Raw genomic sequence first — 15,695 nt, forward strand, 5'->3', positions numbered from 1 at the left:
CAATGAAAAAAATAACGGTAGTAGCATTATTTCTTTTAGGAACTAGTTCGCTTTTTGCTCAAAAAACTGACGAGCAAGTATTAAAAGAAATTTACAAACAAGCATTAACCAACTCGAAATCATACACATGGTTAGATCATTTATCGAATGATATTGGAGCGCGTTTATCAGGTTCTGCAAATGCTGAGAAAGCGGTGCAATACACCAAAGCTGAAATGGAAAAATTAGGTTTTGATAAAGTGTACTTGCAGGAAGTAATGGTGCCTAAATGGGTACGAGGCGAAAAAGAAACGGCCTATATTTTAGATAATAAAACAAAAACTGTAGTACCTATTTGCGCATTGGGAGGTTCAGTAGCTACAGCCAAAAATGGTCTAACTGCAGAGGTTATAGAAGTTCAGAATTTTGAAGAATTAGCAGCACTAGGAGCAACGAAAGTGAAGGGTAAGATTGTCTTTTTTAACAGACCGATGGATAATGAACAAATTGAATCGTTTCATGCGTATTCAGGAGCTGTAGATCAACGTTATGCTGGTGCACAAAAAGCAGCAGAACTTGGCGCAGTGGGAACTATTGTGCGTTCGCTAAATCTAAGATTAGATGATTTTCCACACACAGGGACTCAAAGCTATGGCGACTTACCTAAGTCAAAATACATACCTACTGCCGCGATTAGTACTAATGGTGCAGAGTTGTTAAGTAAAACTTTAAAAAAGAATCCAAAGTTGAATTTCTACTTCAAGCAGTCTTGCGAGCAGTTTGAAGACGTACTTTCGTATAACGTAGTGGGAGAAATTAAAGGTTCAGTAACGCCAGAAAATATTATGGTTGTAGGCGGACATCTTGATTCATGGGATCTTGCAGATGGATCACATGATGATGGAGCAGGAGTAGTGCAAAGTATGGATGTGGCTAATATTTTTAAAAATATAGGGTACAAACCAAAAAATACGATTAGAGTGGTTCTTTTCATGAATGAAGAGAACGGTTTACGAGGAGGTCAAAAATACGAAGAGCTATCTTTAAAAAACAATGAAAACCATATTTTTGCTTTAGAAAGTGATTCAGGAGGATTTAGTCCAAGAGGGTTTTCGTTAGAATGTAATAAAGCGAATTTTGACCAAATTGCAGGATTTAATACGTTATTCGAACCTTATTTAATTCATAGTTTTGTTGAAGGCCATAGTGGCTCAGACATTGGACCATTAACTTCTAAAAATATCGTTAAAGCTGGTTTAAAACCTGATTCACAACGTTATTTTGATTACCACCATGCCGCAAACGATAAATTTGATGCAGTAGATAAAAGAGAACTAGAATTAGGTACAGGAACGATGGCTTCCTTGATGTACTTAATGGATCAAAGAGGAATTTTAAAATAAAGAATAGATTCAAAAATAATAATTAAAATAGCCCCAATAGTTTGACTATTGGGGCTATTTGTTTTTTGGAACTAAAAAAACTATCAATCTTTAAAAGTTATTGTAAATGTTGTGCCACGGTTTATTTTACTATCTACTGTGATTGTACCGCCCAAACTGGTTATGTGGTTGTGCACCAAGTATAGCCCTATTCCTTTACTGTCGGCATGGTCATGAAATTTTTGATGTAAACCAAATATCTTGTCTTTCACATTTTCCATGTCAAAGCCTATTCCATTGTCAGTGATGATTAGTTGCTTTTTAGTATCGATAACTCTTGAGGAAATACTTATCTCTGGCAGATAATCCATTTTTGAATACTTTATTGCATTGGTGATTAAATTCAGGAAAATGCTTTTTAAATTGGCTCTGTTAAACTTGATATCTTGTAAAGCGTTGAAATCACTATCGATCTTAGCTTGTGAATTTTCGATCAAAGCATTAATTGAAGTGATTACTTCTAGCAATGTTGTTTCAAGATTAATTTGTTCGAGATGCTCATTTAATTCGTTATTTTCATCTAATAGTGTAACATATCCATTTAGCGTTTCTTTTAAATTAAGCGCTGTCATTTCTATTAATTGAATGTACTCTAATGTATCAGGATCACTTACAGTAGTTGTATCTAGTAGTTCAAAAATACTAAGTAAGTTATTGACTGGTGATCTTAAATCATGTGTTGCCGTATAGGTTAACTTTTTAAAGTTTTGATTAATCTTAATTAGATCGGCTAAGTTTTGGTTGCGCTCTCTTTCTAGTTCTTTAATATGAGTAATGTTTTTAGCTATTGCAAAAACTTGCTTATCATCTTCAACTGGAAGCGAAGTCCATAGCAACCAAACGACAGCACCATCTTTTGTAAGATATCTATTTTCGAAATTAAAAAGTGGAATCCTCTTTCTTAGATCATCTCTAGCAACATTTGTTGCCTTCTTATCCTCCTGAATCACAAAATCATTTATGGGACGCGCCATTAATTCTTCTTGGCTGTAGCCTAATAATTTAGAAACTGCAGGATTGACTCTTTTAAAATAACCATCATAACCAGCCACACACAATATATCTGCAGATAAATCGAAAAACTTTTCAAATTTGGTAAAGCTATCAATTGCTGTATTTGTTATTTGCTGATTGGCTCTAATCATTTAGAATCTAGGTTTTAAATCGTTGGGGACCTTTATTGTGATACTACTAATTTATGTATAAAAAACTGGAAACATGTAATTTAGTCTAAAAACTATATTTGATAGTACATAAAGTATAAAATAGTAAGAATTGCTTTTTAATTTCTTAAAAAAAGGGATTGCTGTAAAACAATCCCTTTAAGGTAATAGGTAGTAAATTAATTATATTCTAAATATTCCTCCAAAGGCAATAAGTCTTTGCAGAAAGAAAAAATCTTGTGAAGCGCTATCATCTGCACTTTGCGTGGTGCGAATATCTTGCATATTAATGTAACCTCCTTTTAACTCTCCTTGAATGTAAAAGTGTTTAAAAAACGTAATGTTTAAACCTGCTTTTACAGATGCTCCATAACCTGATACATGAAAATCATCATGACGTTCTTTGCCCAATAAAGTAGTATTTGTTTTAGGATATAATAATCCTACACCAACACCTTCAGTAAGGTTAACTTGAATTTTATCAGTATTTCCAATTTTAAACAGTGATGAAATATCATCATGTCTAGAAACCTCAGTATTGATGTAATTTAATCCGTCAGTGTGCTCATAAGTCAAGAATGGTATACCATTTTCTTCTGTTCCTTGAGCAAAATCAACAGGCGTATTGTTATATACTCCGTTGTAAATAGCTCCAGGCGCTCCAGCGGGTAAATTAATACTTCCTGTTACGTTAGCCGTTTGGTCTTGTGTCATCACATATTTCATGTGATCCCAACCAATCGCAACACTGTAGTGATCATTAATAAAATACCCCATTCTAAAATTGGTTTGAGGAATTGTCATATTTGCAGGATTAATATAATCAACATGCCAACCTTTTGGTTTGTCATGTGCAGTCATATTATCTACTGTAAAATCGTAATCTTTTCCTTTAAAATTAACGTCAGATTTAGTGTAGCTTTCTCTATTTCCACCCCATGACACAAAGAATTTTCCTTTGTTATGAGCCGTGTATTTCTCTTGGACTTTAATTTCTTCTTGTGCGCTTACCGCAGTCGTACATACAAGCGCTATAAAAGCACTGTATAAAAATATCTTTTTCAATGAACGTATTGTAAAAATTAAAATTTATTTATTGTTTGTCTGATCGCTACTAATTTTGTCATTAGCGCTTCAAAGTAGTCAAGGTGCAGCATGTTTGCCCCATCACTTTTTGCGTTAGCAGGATCAAAATGTGTTTCAATGAAGATTCCGTCAACACCAACAGCAATTCCAGCTTTTGCAACAGTTTCAATCATATCAGGTCTTCCACCAGTTACACCCGCTGTTTGATTAGGTTGTTGTAATGAGTGTGTCACGTCTAGAACGGTAGTTGCAAATTGCTGCATTGTAGGGATTCCTCTGTAATCAACAATCATATCTTGATAACCAAACATAGTTCCACGATCAGTAGCCATCACATTTTGATTGTTGCAATCTAAAACCTTTTGCACAGCGTGTTTCATGCTTTCAGGACTCATAAACTGTCCCTTTTTAAGGTTGACAACTTTTCCAGTGTTGGCAGCAGCCATAACTAAATCTGTTTGTCTTACTAAAAAAGCAGGGATTTGTAATATATCTACATATTCAGCAGCCATTGCAGCGTCTTCATTTGTGTGAATGTCTGTAACTGTAGGTACTCCAAAAGTTTCAGAAACTTTTCTAAGGATTTTTAACGCTTTCTCATCACCTATTCCAGAGAAACTATCAATTCTTGAACGATTTGCTTTCTTGAAAGAGCCTTTAAATACGTAAGGAATAGCTAACTTATCAGTGATTCCAACAAGTTTTTCAGCAATTCTTAATGCCATTTCTTCTCCCTCAATAGCACATGGACCAGCTAGCAAGAAAAAGTTTCCGCTATCTGTGTGCTTAATTTGTGGTATATTTTGTATGTTCATAAAGTAATGTTTTTAAAGCTGCAAAGGTAACCATGATTTAGGAGTTAGCCTTCACAAATTAACTTTTTTTATAGCATGGGCAGCAGGCAAAAATGGAGCTATATCGATTTATTTTTCGAAAATAATAGAAGTTCGAAAAAAAGAAATTTTTACTTTACACATATACGTTATTTCATTCTATTTTTTAAGGCCAAAACCAACCGGTACTTTGAGGTATCCTTTTTCATAAATATTCATATATAGAATAACAGGTGTTTTCAAACCTTCCCAAGTTACTTCATATACATCCAAGAATCCAGCTCCCATTTCGCTTCTTTTTGAAGGGAAGGGACAACAGCTTTCTAATTTTTTAAAGCTTATTTTTTGACCTTTTGGTCCTGCTAATGCATTTAAATAGCGCTCTTGATTGATCGTTTCGTTTCTAGTAGTATAATAGAAAACATTGACCGGATAATCTTTATCATATCCGTATCGCTTATCTGTGCTGAACTCTTTAATTACAAAAGTATTATCTACAGTAAGGAGTGGGATAGGAGCGTTATCATCTACATTTTTTAAGGTTGATTTTGTACTCACGCATGAGACTGATAGAAGTGTAACCAATAATAGTAAAAAGATTTTTTGCATCGAAAATTATTTTTTAAATATCACGAATTTTAACGTGTACTGATTTTATTCGAAAACAAAGATAATGAGAACTTTAAAATCTACATAAGAAAGTATTTTTAAATTAAAATTTTAATCGAAAGTATTAAATGTAACATTTCTCACATTCAGAAAAATATAACTATCCTATCTTTGTAAAAAAAAAATAATTATCATGAATATACTTTTTTACACCTGGCCATGGTATGTGTCAGGTTTTATAATTGGCCTCATTATGCTTTCGTTGATTTACTTTGGTAAGTCTTTTGGGATGTCATCAAACTTGAGATCAATGTGTACCATTATGGGAGCAGGGAAGCGCACTGCTTTTTTTGATTTTGACTGGAAAGCGCAACGCTGGAACCTAGTTGTAGTTTTAGGAGCAATGCTTGGTGGCTTTGTTGCTGTAAATTTCATGAGTGATCCATCAAATGTAACAATAAATCCAAAAACGATCGAACAATTGGCAACTTATGGTATCGATGCACCAAACGGTAAATTAGCTCCACAAGCGCTCTTTGGCAATGAAGTATTTACTTCTATAAAAGGAATTGCAATTTTGTTAATTGGAGGTTTGCTTATTGGTTTTGGCACGCGCTATGCAGGAGGATGTACTTCTGGACATGCTATTTCTGGCTTGAGTAATTTGCAAATACCGTCACTAAAAGCTGTGATTGGTTTTTTCATTGGTGGACTAATCATGGCATATCTAATTTTTCCCTTAATTTTTTAAAATATGAAAGTACTTAAATTTTTATTAGTTGGTTTCATATTCGGAATCGTATTAACTAAGTCGGAAGCGGTCTCTTGGTACCGCATTTATGAAATGTTTCAATTTCAATCGTTCCATATGTATGGTATTATTACTACAGCGATAATAACTGGAGTGATTGGTATTCAAATTATCAAAAGAAAAAATATAAAGGATATCGACGGTCAACCGATTGTAATTGCAGACAAAGAAAATAGTAATAGCCGTTACTGGATAGGAGGGATTATATTTGGATTGGGTTGGGCACTTGTAGGTGCTTGTCCTGGACCTATTTATATTCTTATTGGAGCTGGTTTTTGGAGCATATTCATTGTGTTATTTGGCGCACTTTTAGGGACGTACCTTTACGGTGTATTCAAAAATAAGCTACCACATTAACTAAGTTGGCTACTGTAACACATGAAAAAAGCATCTCAATTGAGATGCTTTTTTCGTATTTTGCTTTCGATAAAAATTATTATCAAGGCTGTTACTTTATTTAAATTATTTCAGCGCTAATTCCTGCTTCTAATAAACGAGTGCATTGTGGCTTTAATTTATCTAGTGGTCCTGTTTTAACAGTGCACTTACCGTTGTAATGAACAATTAACGAACACTGTTCTGCTTGTTCTGGTGTGTGCTCACAAACGCGAATTAACGTTTCTATCACGTGGTCAAAAGTATTGACATCGTCATTATAAACAATTATTTCATTGTTGGCCGTAGGAGCTTCTTTTCTGCTTACTTTTTCTCTTACTTTTTCTTTAGTACTCATTTTTGTACGTTTTGATTTCGTAATTTATTTATTATACTAATTTACGTATTTTAATGAAACCCAGTTGTTTCTTTGAAATTTTTTAACATAAGTTAATCCTTTTTCTGTACACGAGGCATCGATAACAGGAATATCTTCTTCGTAGAAACCGCTTAACAATAGGGTTCCTTCAGGGTTTAGACAATCAACATAGGCTTGCATGTCATTCAATAAAATATTTCTATTAATGTTTGCAATAATTAAGTCGTATTTTTTGTCTTTTAGTAAAGCCGCCTCACCTTCATAAACTGTGATGTGCTCACAATTATTACGTTCGGCATTTTCAATAGAATTTAAGTAACACCAGTTATCAATATCGATAGCATCAATAGGTTGTGCTCCCTTCATCTCAGCAAGAATGGCAAGAATGGCGGTTCCACATCCCATATCAAGGGTTTTTAAACCTTTAACATCCATTTCTAATAAATGCTGAATCATCATGTGTGTTGTTTCATGGTGACCAGTTCCAAAACTCATTTTGGGTTCGATCACAATATCAAATTCTGCCTCAGTTTTTGGGTGAAAAGGGGCACGTACATGACAATTTCCGTCTACATCAATAGGTTCGAAGTTTTTTTCCCATTCTTCATTCCAGTTGACTTGATCAATTTCTTCAAAAGTGTATTCGATAGTAAATTCCTCTGACTTTAAAATTTGGATATCTTCTACTATTTTATCGTCCCATAAATCTTTTTGTACAAATGCCGAAACACCGGTTTCAGTTTCTGTAAAGCTTTCAAAAGCCATCTCTCCTAATTCTGCAATTAAAATTTCTGACGCAATTTGCAATGCTTGTTCTTTATTGGAAGCATCTTTTGGTTGGATGTTAAAATGGTATCCTATGTATATGTTTGACATGTCTAATTTTTTTGCAAAGGTAGCATTTCTGTTTAATGGAATATTATAAAAATAAAAAAAGCGATAAAATGAATTATCGCTTTTGAAATAAAGTGTTGTTTTTTTATTTAGATAGCATTTACAATTGCTATAAAATCATCTGCTTTTAATGCTGCACCACCTATTAGACCTCCATCAACATCTGGCTTAGAGAAGATTTCGTTTGCATTTTCTGGTTTTACACTACCACCATATAAAATACTTACTTCGTCAGCGATTGTTGCACCAAAGTTTTTACGAATGTTCTCTCTAATAAATTCGTGCATTTCTTGCGCTTGTTCTGGCGAAGCAGTTTCTCCCGTTCCAATAGCCCAAACTGGCTCATAAGCCAAAACAATATTTTTCCAAGCTGCTTCATTAATGTGGTATAGACCATCTTTCAATTGGTTTTCTACGACATTAAAATGTTGCTTTTCTTGTCTATCTTTTAATTCTTCTCCAAAACAAAAGATAACCGTCATCTCATGAGTCAATGCAGTATCTACTTTACTTGCAATCAAAGCATCTGTTTCGTTAAAGATTGCTCTACGCTCAGAGTGTCCTAAGATTACCGTGTTTACTCCAATACTCTTCAACATATCAGCAGAGATTTCTCCTGTAAAAGCACCGCTTTCTGCTTGATGCATGTTTTGAGCAGCAACATCAATATTAATAAACTCTAAATGATCTACAGCTGAAGCTAAGTTTACAAATGTAGGAGCAACAATGATTTGCGTCTCAGAATCTGTGGGTATTTTAGCGATCAAGTCATTTAAAAGGTCTTCAGTTTGTTCTGAATTTTTATGCATTTTCCAGTTTCCTGCTACAATTTTCTTTCTCATTTTAGTTTAATTATATGGTGGGTATTCGTTTTTAGTTCCTTTTTTATTTTAAGCTAGCAAGTGTAGCATTGATTTTGTCAAAATCAGTTTCTATTGCTCTGTAAAGTGCAATTTTTCCAGTCTTATCAACAACAATATATCTCGGAATCCAATCTAAGTCAATTGCATTAGCAAATACACCTTTCATTTGGTCATTTGCCATATAATGGTCTCCTTTCAAATCATGTTTTTCGATTCCTGCTTTCCATTTGTCAGCTGTTTTATCCATAGAGATAAAAACATAATCCACATCAGGATGAGTTGCTTGTAACTCTTTTAGTTTTGGCATTGCTTTGATACAATCTCCGCACCAAGAAGCCCAAACTTCAATTACTACTGTTTTACCTTCGTGTTTTTTTAATATGTCTTGAAAAGCAATTTGCTGATCTTGCGTATTTGCCAAGGTTTCTTTTAAAGCTTCTTTAGAAAAAGAAGTTTGCTGTGCTTTTGAGTCATTGCACGATATCGCTACAAAAGCTACGAGTAAAGCTATAATTTTTTTCATAAAATTTATTTTTAACAAAGTTAAGGAAACAATTTGATTGGTAATCAAAGTTTGATTTTTTTTGATTTTCGCTATTTATATTCGCAAAAAAGCTCATTGTGATGCGAAAAAAGCAAAATGAAAACGTAATAGTGTTATTATAAAATAAAGACTTAGGATAGTATTACTAGTTTCTAATATAAATTTAGCCAACTTAAAAAAGGAAATCCGCTTAAGACAAACGGATTTTTGGGTCTAAATACGCATAAATGATATCGACCAAAATATTGATTACAACAAATGTTGTCGAGATCACTAATACTGATCCCATAATTACAGGAAGGTCTAGATTGTTCAGCGCTTCTACAATTTCTTTCCCTAAGCCGTTCCATCCAAAAATGTATTCGACAAAAACGGCTCCTGCAAGCATCGATGCAAACCATCCCGAAATCGCCGTTACAACAGGGTTTAATGAATTTTTTAAAGCATGGGTGCGAATGATTTGGAACTCAGACAATCCTTTTGCTCTAGCAGTTCTAATGTAATCTTGACCAAAAGTTTCTAATAATGAATTACGCATCAATTGAATAACTACCGCTAATGGTCGTATACCAAGCACAATAGCTGGTAGAATAATATTTTTCCATTGTATATAGCTTCCTTCTCCTAGGTCGTCTACTTCATACAAACTCCCTGTCATATTAAGGTGTGTGTATTTTTGCAGTACAAATCCAAAGAGCCATGCAAATAATATCGCGCTAAAAAATGAGGGAATACTCATTCCTAATGTACTTATTAATGCGATTAGGCGATCAATCCATGTGTCTTTATACAAAGCAGAAATAATACCTAAAATCACTCCAAAAACGATAGCTATAACTATAGCAAACAAGGCTAGAATGGCGGTACTTGGTAAAGTGTTACCTATAATTTGAGAAACTTTCTTCCCGCTTTTTTGGAAACTTTCCCTTAAATTAGGCGTTTTAATAACTATGGTAGTATTTGCTATTGTAAACAATGACGTCGCATTATATTTGCCTTCACTTAAAAACGTGTAATCTTCCTGACTATTACTATGAAATGAGATAGGAGAGAGATCGTTTAAATAATACAAATATTGCGTCGCTAAAGGTTGATCAAAACCGTACTTTTTTTTGATTAAAGCAAGTTGGTCAGAGTTTTCATTTTGATCCAGCATCATTCTAGCTGGGTCTCCTGGCAAAACATTAAATAAGAAAAAGATAACAGTGATTACTCCATATAGCGTGAGCAAAGCATATCCTAATTTATTGAGAAAGTATCTTAACATTCAATGTTGGTTCTAGTGATAATTTTAAAGCTTCAGTATGTACTAAATTAAAGTTCTAAATCTTTAATATCGTTGTAATGTACTTTTTGCTTGATCGTTCCTTTTTCTAATTTAACAATACTTGGATTTGCTCTTTCGATTGTTTTTAAAGCGATAGCGTCACAAGTGTAATAATCAAAATCGAGTCCGTATTTTTTCTTTGATTGTTCGATTACTTCTCGTGATGAATTAGTCATACCTACGACTTTATATCCTTTGGCTACAGCCTTATCATTTAAATTTTTAAGTTTTAACATACCCGCTTCATCAGCAATAGTCAAGTCGTAGCTTACAAACATTAGTAATTTTGGTTCTTGTAAAAATTCTTCTTTATAATCAGAATCATCCTTCATCATAGTAAAATCATGAATTGGGGGAACGTAACCCTCTGTAATAATGTTGTCTTTTCGCTCAACAAATTCAGCTCCTTCAGGTATCGCCATTAAATCATCTTCTTTGAATTCAGTGTTCACACCGTTTACATTGTAAATAAATATCATTTCCACAACAGATTGAGGTGCATCCTCAGGAATTTCCATTCCTTTTTGAATATTTTCTCCTACAGCATAAGGTCTAAAGTCAATTATTGGCAAGTGGTTAAGTACCCAAACAGCCATAAACATGCACAAAACAATACTCGCGTAAGCAATAATATTTTGTATTTTATTGTCAAATAGTGATTTCACTAAATGTTTGTTGAAAAATAGTATTAGAATGAAAAATAACAGGACCACATCTTTTGTAAATGATTGCCAAGGTGTTAATTTTAAAGCGTCTCCAAAGCATCCACAATCTTTTACAACGTCAAAATATGCAGAGTAAAAAGTCAAGAAGGTGAAAAATACAATCATCAATAGTAAACTCCAAATAGTGAATTTTGATTTGTATCCAATAAGTAACATCACTCCTAAAACTACTTCGATAATAACTAGAAAAAGCGCTAGATCTAGAGAAAATGGCACTAGAAAAGGCATGTTAAAAACGGGTTCGCTAAAATATTCTGCTAATTTATATGAAAATCCAACAGGATCGTTCAATTTAATTAAACCTGAAATTATAAATAGTAAACCAACAAATATTCTAGAAAATTGAGTAATGATATTTTTCATAATTAATCGAAATTTATGCGTGTGCGTTCATTAATATTAATGCAAAGATGGAGTAATTGATCATGTCTTGGTAATTGGCATCAATTCCTTCAGAGACGATCGTTTTTCCTTTATTATCCTCAATTTGTTTCACGCGTAATAGTTTTTGAAGAATCAAATCTGTAAGTGAACTTACCCTCATTTCACGCCAAGCCTCACCATAATCGTGATTTTTAGCCTCCATTAATTCTTTTGTAATTTTGACTTTAGCATCATATAATTCAGTTGCTCTTGCCACATTTAAGTCTGGCTGATCTACAACGCCCAACTCTAATTGAATCAAAGCCATGATGGAATAATTAATAATCCCGATGAATTCTCCTTTTTCATCCTCATCAATTTTTCTAACCTCGTTCTCTTGTAGACTACGAATGCGTTGTGCTTTAATGAAAATTTGATCTGTCAATGATGGCAGTCTTAAAATACGCCATGCGCTTCCGTAATCTGTCATTTTATTGCTGTAAAGTGAACGACATATCGCGATCACTGCATCATATTCTTGAGAAGTATTCTTCATTATTGGTGTATATTTGTCTAAAATTTGCTCAAAAATAGCGATTAATTTTAAAAAAGGCCGAAGTTTAAAGTCGAAAGTTAACTAGATTATGGGGTTTGCGTTCGATAATGAAGTAAACGATAGGCCAGCAACAACAAACAAAATAGTCATGACGATAAATTGCAAAGGAAAACTAATAGATTTGTCTACGCCCAAAGTAATGGGAATCTTGAATATCACTCCTGATTCCTTTTTTGACGGAGGTAGTTACAATACAGAAAATTCCATTTTAGATCAAGTTCAAAAAATGCTTGACGAAGGAGCTACGTTTATAGATGTAGGTGCATATTCTAGTAAGCCTAATGCTGAAAACGTTTCTGAAGAAGAAGAATTAAATCGAATTGTTCCAATCGTACAAGCCATTGTAAAGCGGTTTCCAGATGTTTTACTTTCGATAGATACTTTTAGGAGTACCGTGGCAGCCACCTGCTTAGAGCATGGTGCTGCATTGATAAATGACATATCAGCCTCTCACTTAGACAACCGCATGATGGAAGTCATAGCAAAACATAATGTACCTTACATCATGATGCATATGAGGGGAACCCCTCAAAATATGCAAGAAGAGACCCATTACGAGGATGTTGTAAAAGAGAGTATTTCTTATTTTGCAGAGCGCATTGCAACAGCAAGAAGCCTGCGAATAAATGATTTGATTATTGATCCGGGATTCGGTTTTGCAAAAACTGTGGAGCAAAATTATGAAATCCTTCAAAAGTTACATTTGTACCAAACGCTTGAGCTACCTATTTTAGTTGGAATCTCTAGAAAATCAATGATTCAAAAAGCATTGAAAGTTACTGCACAAGACGCCCTAAATGGCACTACAGTATTAAACACAATTGCATTAACTAATGGAGCTGCGATATTACGCGTTCATGATGTCAAAGAAGCAGTAGAAGCTGTGAAATTATTTAATATTTTAAATCTTAAAGATGAAGTATAGTATTGTTTTTTTATGTCTGGTTTTATTTTCATGTGGAAATAAAGAAGATGTTTTATTACCAAAATCAAATCACACCATTGTAGGTGATGTGACTGATCATTCCGCTATTTATATGTTTTTTAAAACTAAGGGGAATGATACAATCGTTGAAGTAAATAGAAAAAATAGCATAATTTCAACCAACTGGATTTTAAATATAGACAAGCGATTACCTCTTAAATTAGTCATTCCTGAAGTTGCAAAGCTGCAAACTAAAAAGAGAGAGGAAAAAGCACATAAAAATGAATTAGCTGACAATTACTTCGCTTATGCTGATAGTATTGGTAAAAACATGGCATTCATTCCGTTTACTCATGTTTATTATGAAGTTGATAAACCTATGGAAGCCGATTTAATTTTCTATTTCAAGAAAGGATCTAAGTTGGTACTTTGTAATAATACTACTTTTGATAGGGATTTAATAATGGGGTACTTGAATAATTTAGATCTTGCTGTGACGCCAAAAATTATTTTAGCATTCGATAAGAACATGACTTTCGATCAATACCTTCAAACTAAAGTTATTATTAGAGAATTAGATTCGTTTACAAATGAAACCCCAAAGGAATTTCTTTTTTAAAAGGATTCATGTTTAAGTTACTACCGTATCTATTTACTGATGATGATACGGTTCGTTTTTCAAAATTGTAAAGCCGCGATATACTTGCTCAATAAAGAATAGGCGAACCATTTGGTGAGAAAAGGTCATTAGAGAAAGTGATATCTTCCCTTTGGCTTTGGCATATACCGTTTCAGAAAATCCGTAAGGACCTCCGATTACAAAAACTAGAGTTTTAACACCCGAGTTCATCTTTTTTTGAAGTTCCTCTGAGAAGCCAACACTAGAATAATTTTTCCCGTTTTCATCTAGCAAAATTAGCTGATCGGTAGGAGTTATTTTGGCTAAAATAAGTTCGCCCTCTTTTTCCTTCTGTTGACTTTCAGATAAATTTTTGACATTCTTGATATCAGGAATGATTTCTAAATCAAACTCTACATAAAAAGACAACCTCTTTGTATAATCATCGATTAAGGTTTGTAATGCTTTATTGTCTGTCTTACCTATGGCAATTAATTTGATATTCATTAAGGGAAATTTTAGAATTCTTAGAGACCATTATTTTCTAAGTACTACTCAATAAAGTAGTGGCGTTATTTTATAAAAACTAGGTTATTTTAAGGGGAAGTTTGCTTCAAATTTTTCAAATCTTCTATCAAGATCTTGTACTAGCTCTTTCTTTACTTTTTCGTTTTTGATAAAACTAAAATTGATGCTGTTGTACACATACTGTTTGATTTCACTGTATGACACTTCTTTATATCGCTTAGCTAAAAGTACATATTGTTCTGTCATATTGGTACGTAAGATCCCCGCATCATCAGTACTAATAACTATAGGTACATTAAAATCTCGGTACAAAGATATGGGATGACGATTTTCTTTTACTCGCAGGATGAATTCGTTACTAACAAGATTTATTTCGATAGGAATTTGCTGTTTAGCCATATATTGAAGTAAAGAATACGCATTTTTCTCATAAGCCATGTCCACTCCATGACCTATTCTATTCGCTCCAGCGACATAAATTGCATCGTTAATATGCCAAGTTAAATCCTCAGGTTGCACTAAACCTAAAGTTAATTCTCCAGCATGCAACGTATATTTAACATCAGGAAAAATGCTGTGACAATATTTAAACATCACCATGTGGAGCCAATAATCGTTCATTGAATTGTCTCCATCTTCTGGAGAGACGATATTAACACCTGCCATTAAATCGCTGCTATCAGCAGAGATAAAAGCTACAACTAAGTTTTTAAATAAGTCTACAGGTTCCATAAAGCGCAGCACAAAATTTTGATAACGCATCGTGAATTTGTCATCATCAATTTTCAAATCATTGTGCATTTTTGCAACAAAATTAATATTGAAATCTTGAGCAAACTTCTTAGCATCTCTTTTTTGAAATGTTTTATAAAGTGATTCTAATAATTTTTTTACTGCTTTTTCGTCTTTGTTGCTTGCTGCTGCACGCAATTGAGCATTAAATGTAGCTAAATCTTTTGTGCTAATGTCGGCAGGAATTGTTGATAGTTGCGTTTCTATGTAACTCAAATTTTCTGAGATAGCTCTATTTTTAAGTTCTAATAATCCTTCTCCAAAATGTCCTGGGATTGTTGGACTAAACTTTTGAAACGATTCAAAAAACAGTTTATCAGAAGGGTAACTCACACCATTATAATCCTTAGCAGACCATTTCTCCATTATCTTTTGCTTGTAGGCATACAATTCACCTTTTTTATTTAGAGTAGAAAAACGCTCCCAATTGCCGGTTTCTGGTTTTTCTTTTAATACTTCCATCGTGCTAGTATTCAAATAAAAGTCATCAGCAATAGCATCCTCTAGCATAGGTTCGGCATAAATAGAACCACTAAAATGATGGTGTAAATCGCCTCCTTTTGGCATTTGGGAAAAGAAAGCTGTTAATTCTGCTTCATTATCTCGAATTTTTTCGAAATAACTGTTTGCATTTTGAGCTTGGCTTAAGTTTATTATAGCCGAAATTATTAGGGTAATGTATATTTTCATAAATTGAATTTAGTGTGGGTATTGAGCGTGTTTTTTTTAGTAAGCTTTTAAGTGATTTGAAGTTTAATCATTTTGATGATGGCTTACATTTTACTCTAAAACTGAGCAAAGATAGTAGATTCTAGGATTAAA

18 protein-coding genes are annotated in these 15,695 nt (G+C 33.5%); 5 read left to right on the forward strand and 13 right to left on the reverse strand.

Annotated elements, in window-relative coordinates; genetic code table 11:
- Positions 1–2: 2 nt before the first annotated feature.
- Positions 3–1,382, forward strand: a complete 1,380-nt coding sequence (locus H603_RS0115540) for a M28 family peptidase (RefSeq protein ID WP_026709488.1) — start codon at positions 3–5, stop codon at positions 1,380–1,382.
- A gap of 83 nt (positions 1,383–1,465) precedes the next feature.
- On the opposite strand, the gene H603_RS0115545 is transcribed toward H603_RS0115540, so the two are convergent.
- The 4 genes from H603_RS0115545 to H603_RS0115560 all read right to left on the reverse strand — a co-directional run bounded on the left by H603_RS0115545 (position 1,466) and on the right by H603_RS0115560 (position 5,112).
- Positions 1,466–2,566 carry a sensor histidine kinase gene (locus H603_RS0115545; RefSeq protein ID WP_051219365.1) on the reverse strand — a complete coding sequence of 367 codons (1,101 nt, stop codon included), beginning with the start codon at positions 2,564–2,566 and terminating at the stop codon, positions 1,466–1,468.
- A gap of 201 nt (positions 2,567–2,767) precedes the next feature.
- The gene (locus H603_RS0115550) at positions 2,768–3,649 is read right to left on the reverse strand and encodes a hypothetical protein (RefSeq protein WP_051219367.1); all 882 of its coding nucleotides are present in this window, start codon (positions 3,647–3,649) and stop codon (positions 2,768–2,770) included.
- A gap of 17 nt (positions 3,650–3,666) precedes the next feature.
- Positions 3,667–4,485 carry a 3-deoxy-8-phosphooctulonate synthase gene (gene kdsA / locus H603_RS0115555; RefSeq protein WP_026709491.1) on the reverse strand — a complete coding sequence of 273 codons (819 nt, stop codon included), beginning with the start codon at positions 4,483–4,485 and terminating at the stop codon, positions 3,667–3,669.
- Positions 4,486–4,662: 177 nt separating this feature from the next.
- Entirely contained in the window at positions 4,663–5,112 is a 450-nt protein-coding gene (locus H603_RS0115560) for a hypothetical protein (protein WP_026709492.1), read from the reverse strand.
- A gap of 193 nt (positions 5,113–5,305) precedes the next feature.
- Between H603_RS0115560 and H603_RS0115565 the strand changes: the two genes are divergently transcribed.
- Entirely contained in the window at positions 5,306–5,863 is a 558-nt protein-coding gene (locus tag H603_RS0115565) for a YeeE/YedE family protein (RefSeq protein ID WP_026709493.1), read from the forward strand.
- Between the two features lie 3 nt (positions 5,864–5,866).
- Positions 5,867–6,280 (forward strand): DUF6691 family protein, encoded by a 414-nt coding sequence (locus H603_RS0115570; protein WP_026709494.1) that lies wholly within the window; start codon positions 5,867–5,869, stop codon positions 6,278–6,280.
- A 100-nt stretch (positions 6,281–6,380) separates the two neighbouring features.
- Here the strand turns inward: H603_RS0115570 and H603_RS0115575 are convergent, their stop codons facing one another.
- From H603_RS0115575 to H603_RS0115605, 7 genes are all read right to left on the reverse strand, one after another.
- Entirely contained in the window at positions 6,381–6,656 is a 276-nt protein-coding gene (locus tag H603_RS0115575) for an ATP-dependent Clp protease adaptor ClpS (protein ID WP_026709495.1), read from the reverse strand.
- 36 nt (positions 6,657–6,692) lie between these two features.
- Positions 6,693–7,553 carry a 50S ribosomal protein L11 methyltransferase gene (prmA, locus tag H603_RS0115580; RefSeq protein WP_026709496.1) on the reverse strand — a complete coding sequence of 287 codons (861 nt, stop codon included), beginning with the start codon at positions 7,551–7,553 and terminating at the stop codon, positions 6,693–6,695.
- A gap of 107 nt (positions 7,554–7,660) precedes the next feature.
- The gene (tpiA, locus tag H603_RS0115585) at positions 7,661–8,413 is read right to left on the reverse strand and encodes a triose-phosphate isomerase (RefSeq protein ID WP_026709497.1); all 753 of its coding nucleotides are present in this window, start codon (positions 8,411–8,413) and stop codon (positions 7,661–7,663) included.
- A gap of 43 nt (positions 8,414–8,456) precedes the next feature.
- A complete protein-coding gene (locus tag H603_RS0115590; RefSeq protein ID WP_026709498.1) occupies positions 8,457–8,957 on the reverse strand; it encodes a TlpA family protein disulfide reductase in 501 nt (166 codons plus the stop codon).
- A 211-nt stretch (positions 8,958–9,168) separates the two neighbouring features.
- The gene (locus H603_RS0115595; RefSeq protein ID WP_026709499.1) at positions 9,169–10,245 is read right to left on the reverse strand and encodes an ABC transporter permease; all 1,077 of its coding nucleotides are present in this window, start codon (positions 10,243–10,245) and stop codon (positions 9,169–9,171) included.
- A gap of 47 nt (positions 10,246–10,292) precedes the next feature.
- On the reverse strand, positions 10,293–11,393 hold the full coding sequence (locus tag H603_RS0115600) for a BT_3928 family protein (RefSeq protein ID WP_026709500.1): 1,101 nt from the start codon (positions 11,391–11,393) through the stop codon (positions 10,293–10,295).
- Positions 11,394–11,406: 13 nt separating this feature from the next.
- On the reverse strand, positions 11,407–11,949 hold the full coding sequence (locus H603_RS0115605; RefSeq protein ID WP_026709501.1) for a DUF1599 domain-containing protein: 543 nt from the start codon (positions 11,947–11,949) through the stop codon (positions 11,407–11,409).
- A gap of 148 nt (positions 11,950–12,097) precedes the next feature.
- On the opposite strand from H603_RS0115605, the gene folP reads away from it, so the two are divergent.
- Together folP and H603_RS0115615 are read left to right on the forward strand one after the other, a co-directional pair.
- The gene (gene folP / locus H603_RS0115610; protein WP_026709502.1) at positions 12,098–12,934 is read left to right on the forward strand and encodes a dihydropteroate synthase; all 837 of its coding nucleotides are present in this window, start codon (positions 12,098–12,100) and stop codon (positions 12,932–12,934) included.
- The gene (locus H603_RS0115615; protein WP_026709503.1) at positions 12,924–13,553 is read left to right on the forward strand and encodes a hypothetical protein; all 630 of its coding nucleotides are present in this window, start codon (positions 12,924–12,926) and stop codon (positions 13,551–13,553) included. The genes folP and H603_RS0115615 overlap by 11 nt, the downstream gene beginning before the upstream one ends.
- Positions 13,554–13,586: 33 nt before the next feature.
- On the opposite strand, the gene rlmH is transcribed toward H603_RS0115615, so the two are convergent.
- A complete protein-coding gene (gene rlmH / locus H603_RS0115620) occupies positions 13,587–14,060 on the reverse strand; it encodes a 23S rRNA (pseudouridine(1915)-N(3))-methyltransferase RlmH (RefSeq protein WP_026709504.1) in 474 nt (157 codons plus the stop codon).
- A gap of 84 nt (positions 14,061–14,144) precedes the next feature.
- Positions 14,145–15,563 (reverse strand): amidohydrolase family protein, encoded by a 1,419-nt coding sequence (locus H603_RS0115625; RefSeq protein ID WP_026709505.1) that lies wholly within the window; start codon positions 15,561–15,563, stop codon positions 14,145–14,147.
- Positions 15,564–15,695: the final 132 nt, after the last annotated feature.

The organism is Flavobacterium frigidarium DSM 17623 (assembly GCF_000425505.1).
GTDB classification, from domain to species: domain Bacteria; phylum Bacteroidota; class Bacteroidia; order Flavobacteriales; family Flavobacteriaceae; genus Flavobacterium; species Flavobacterium frigidarium.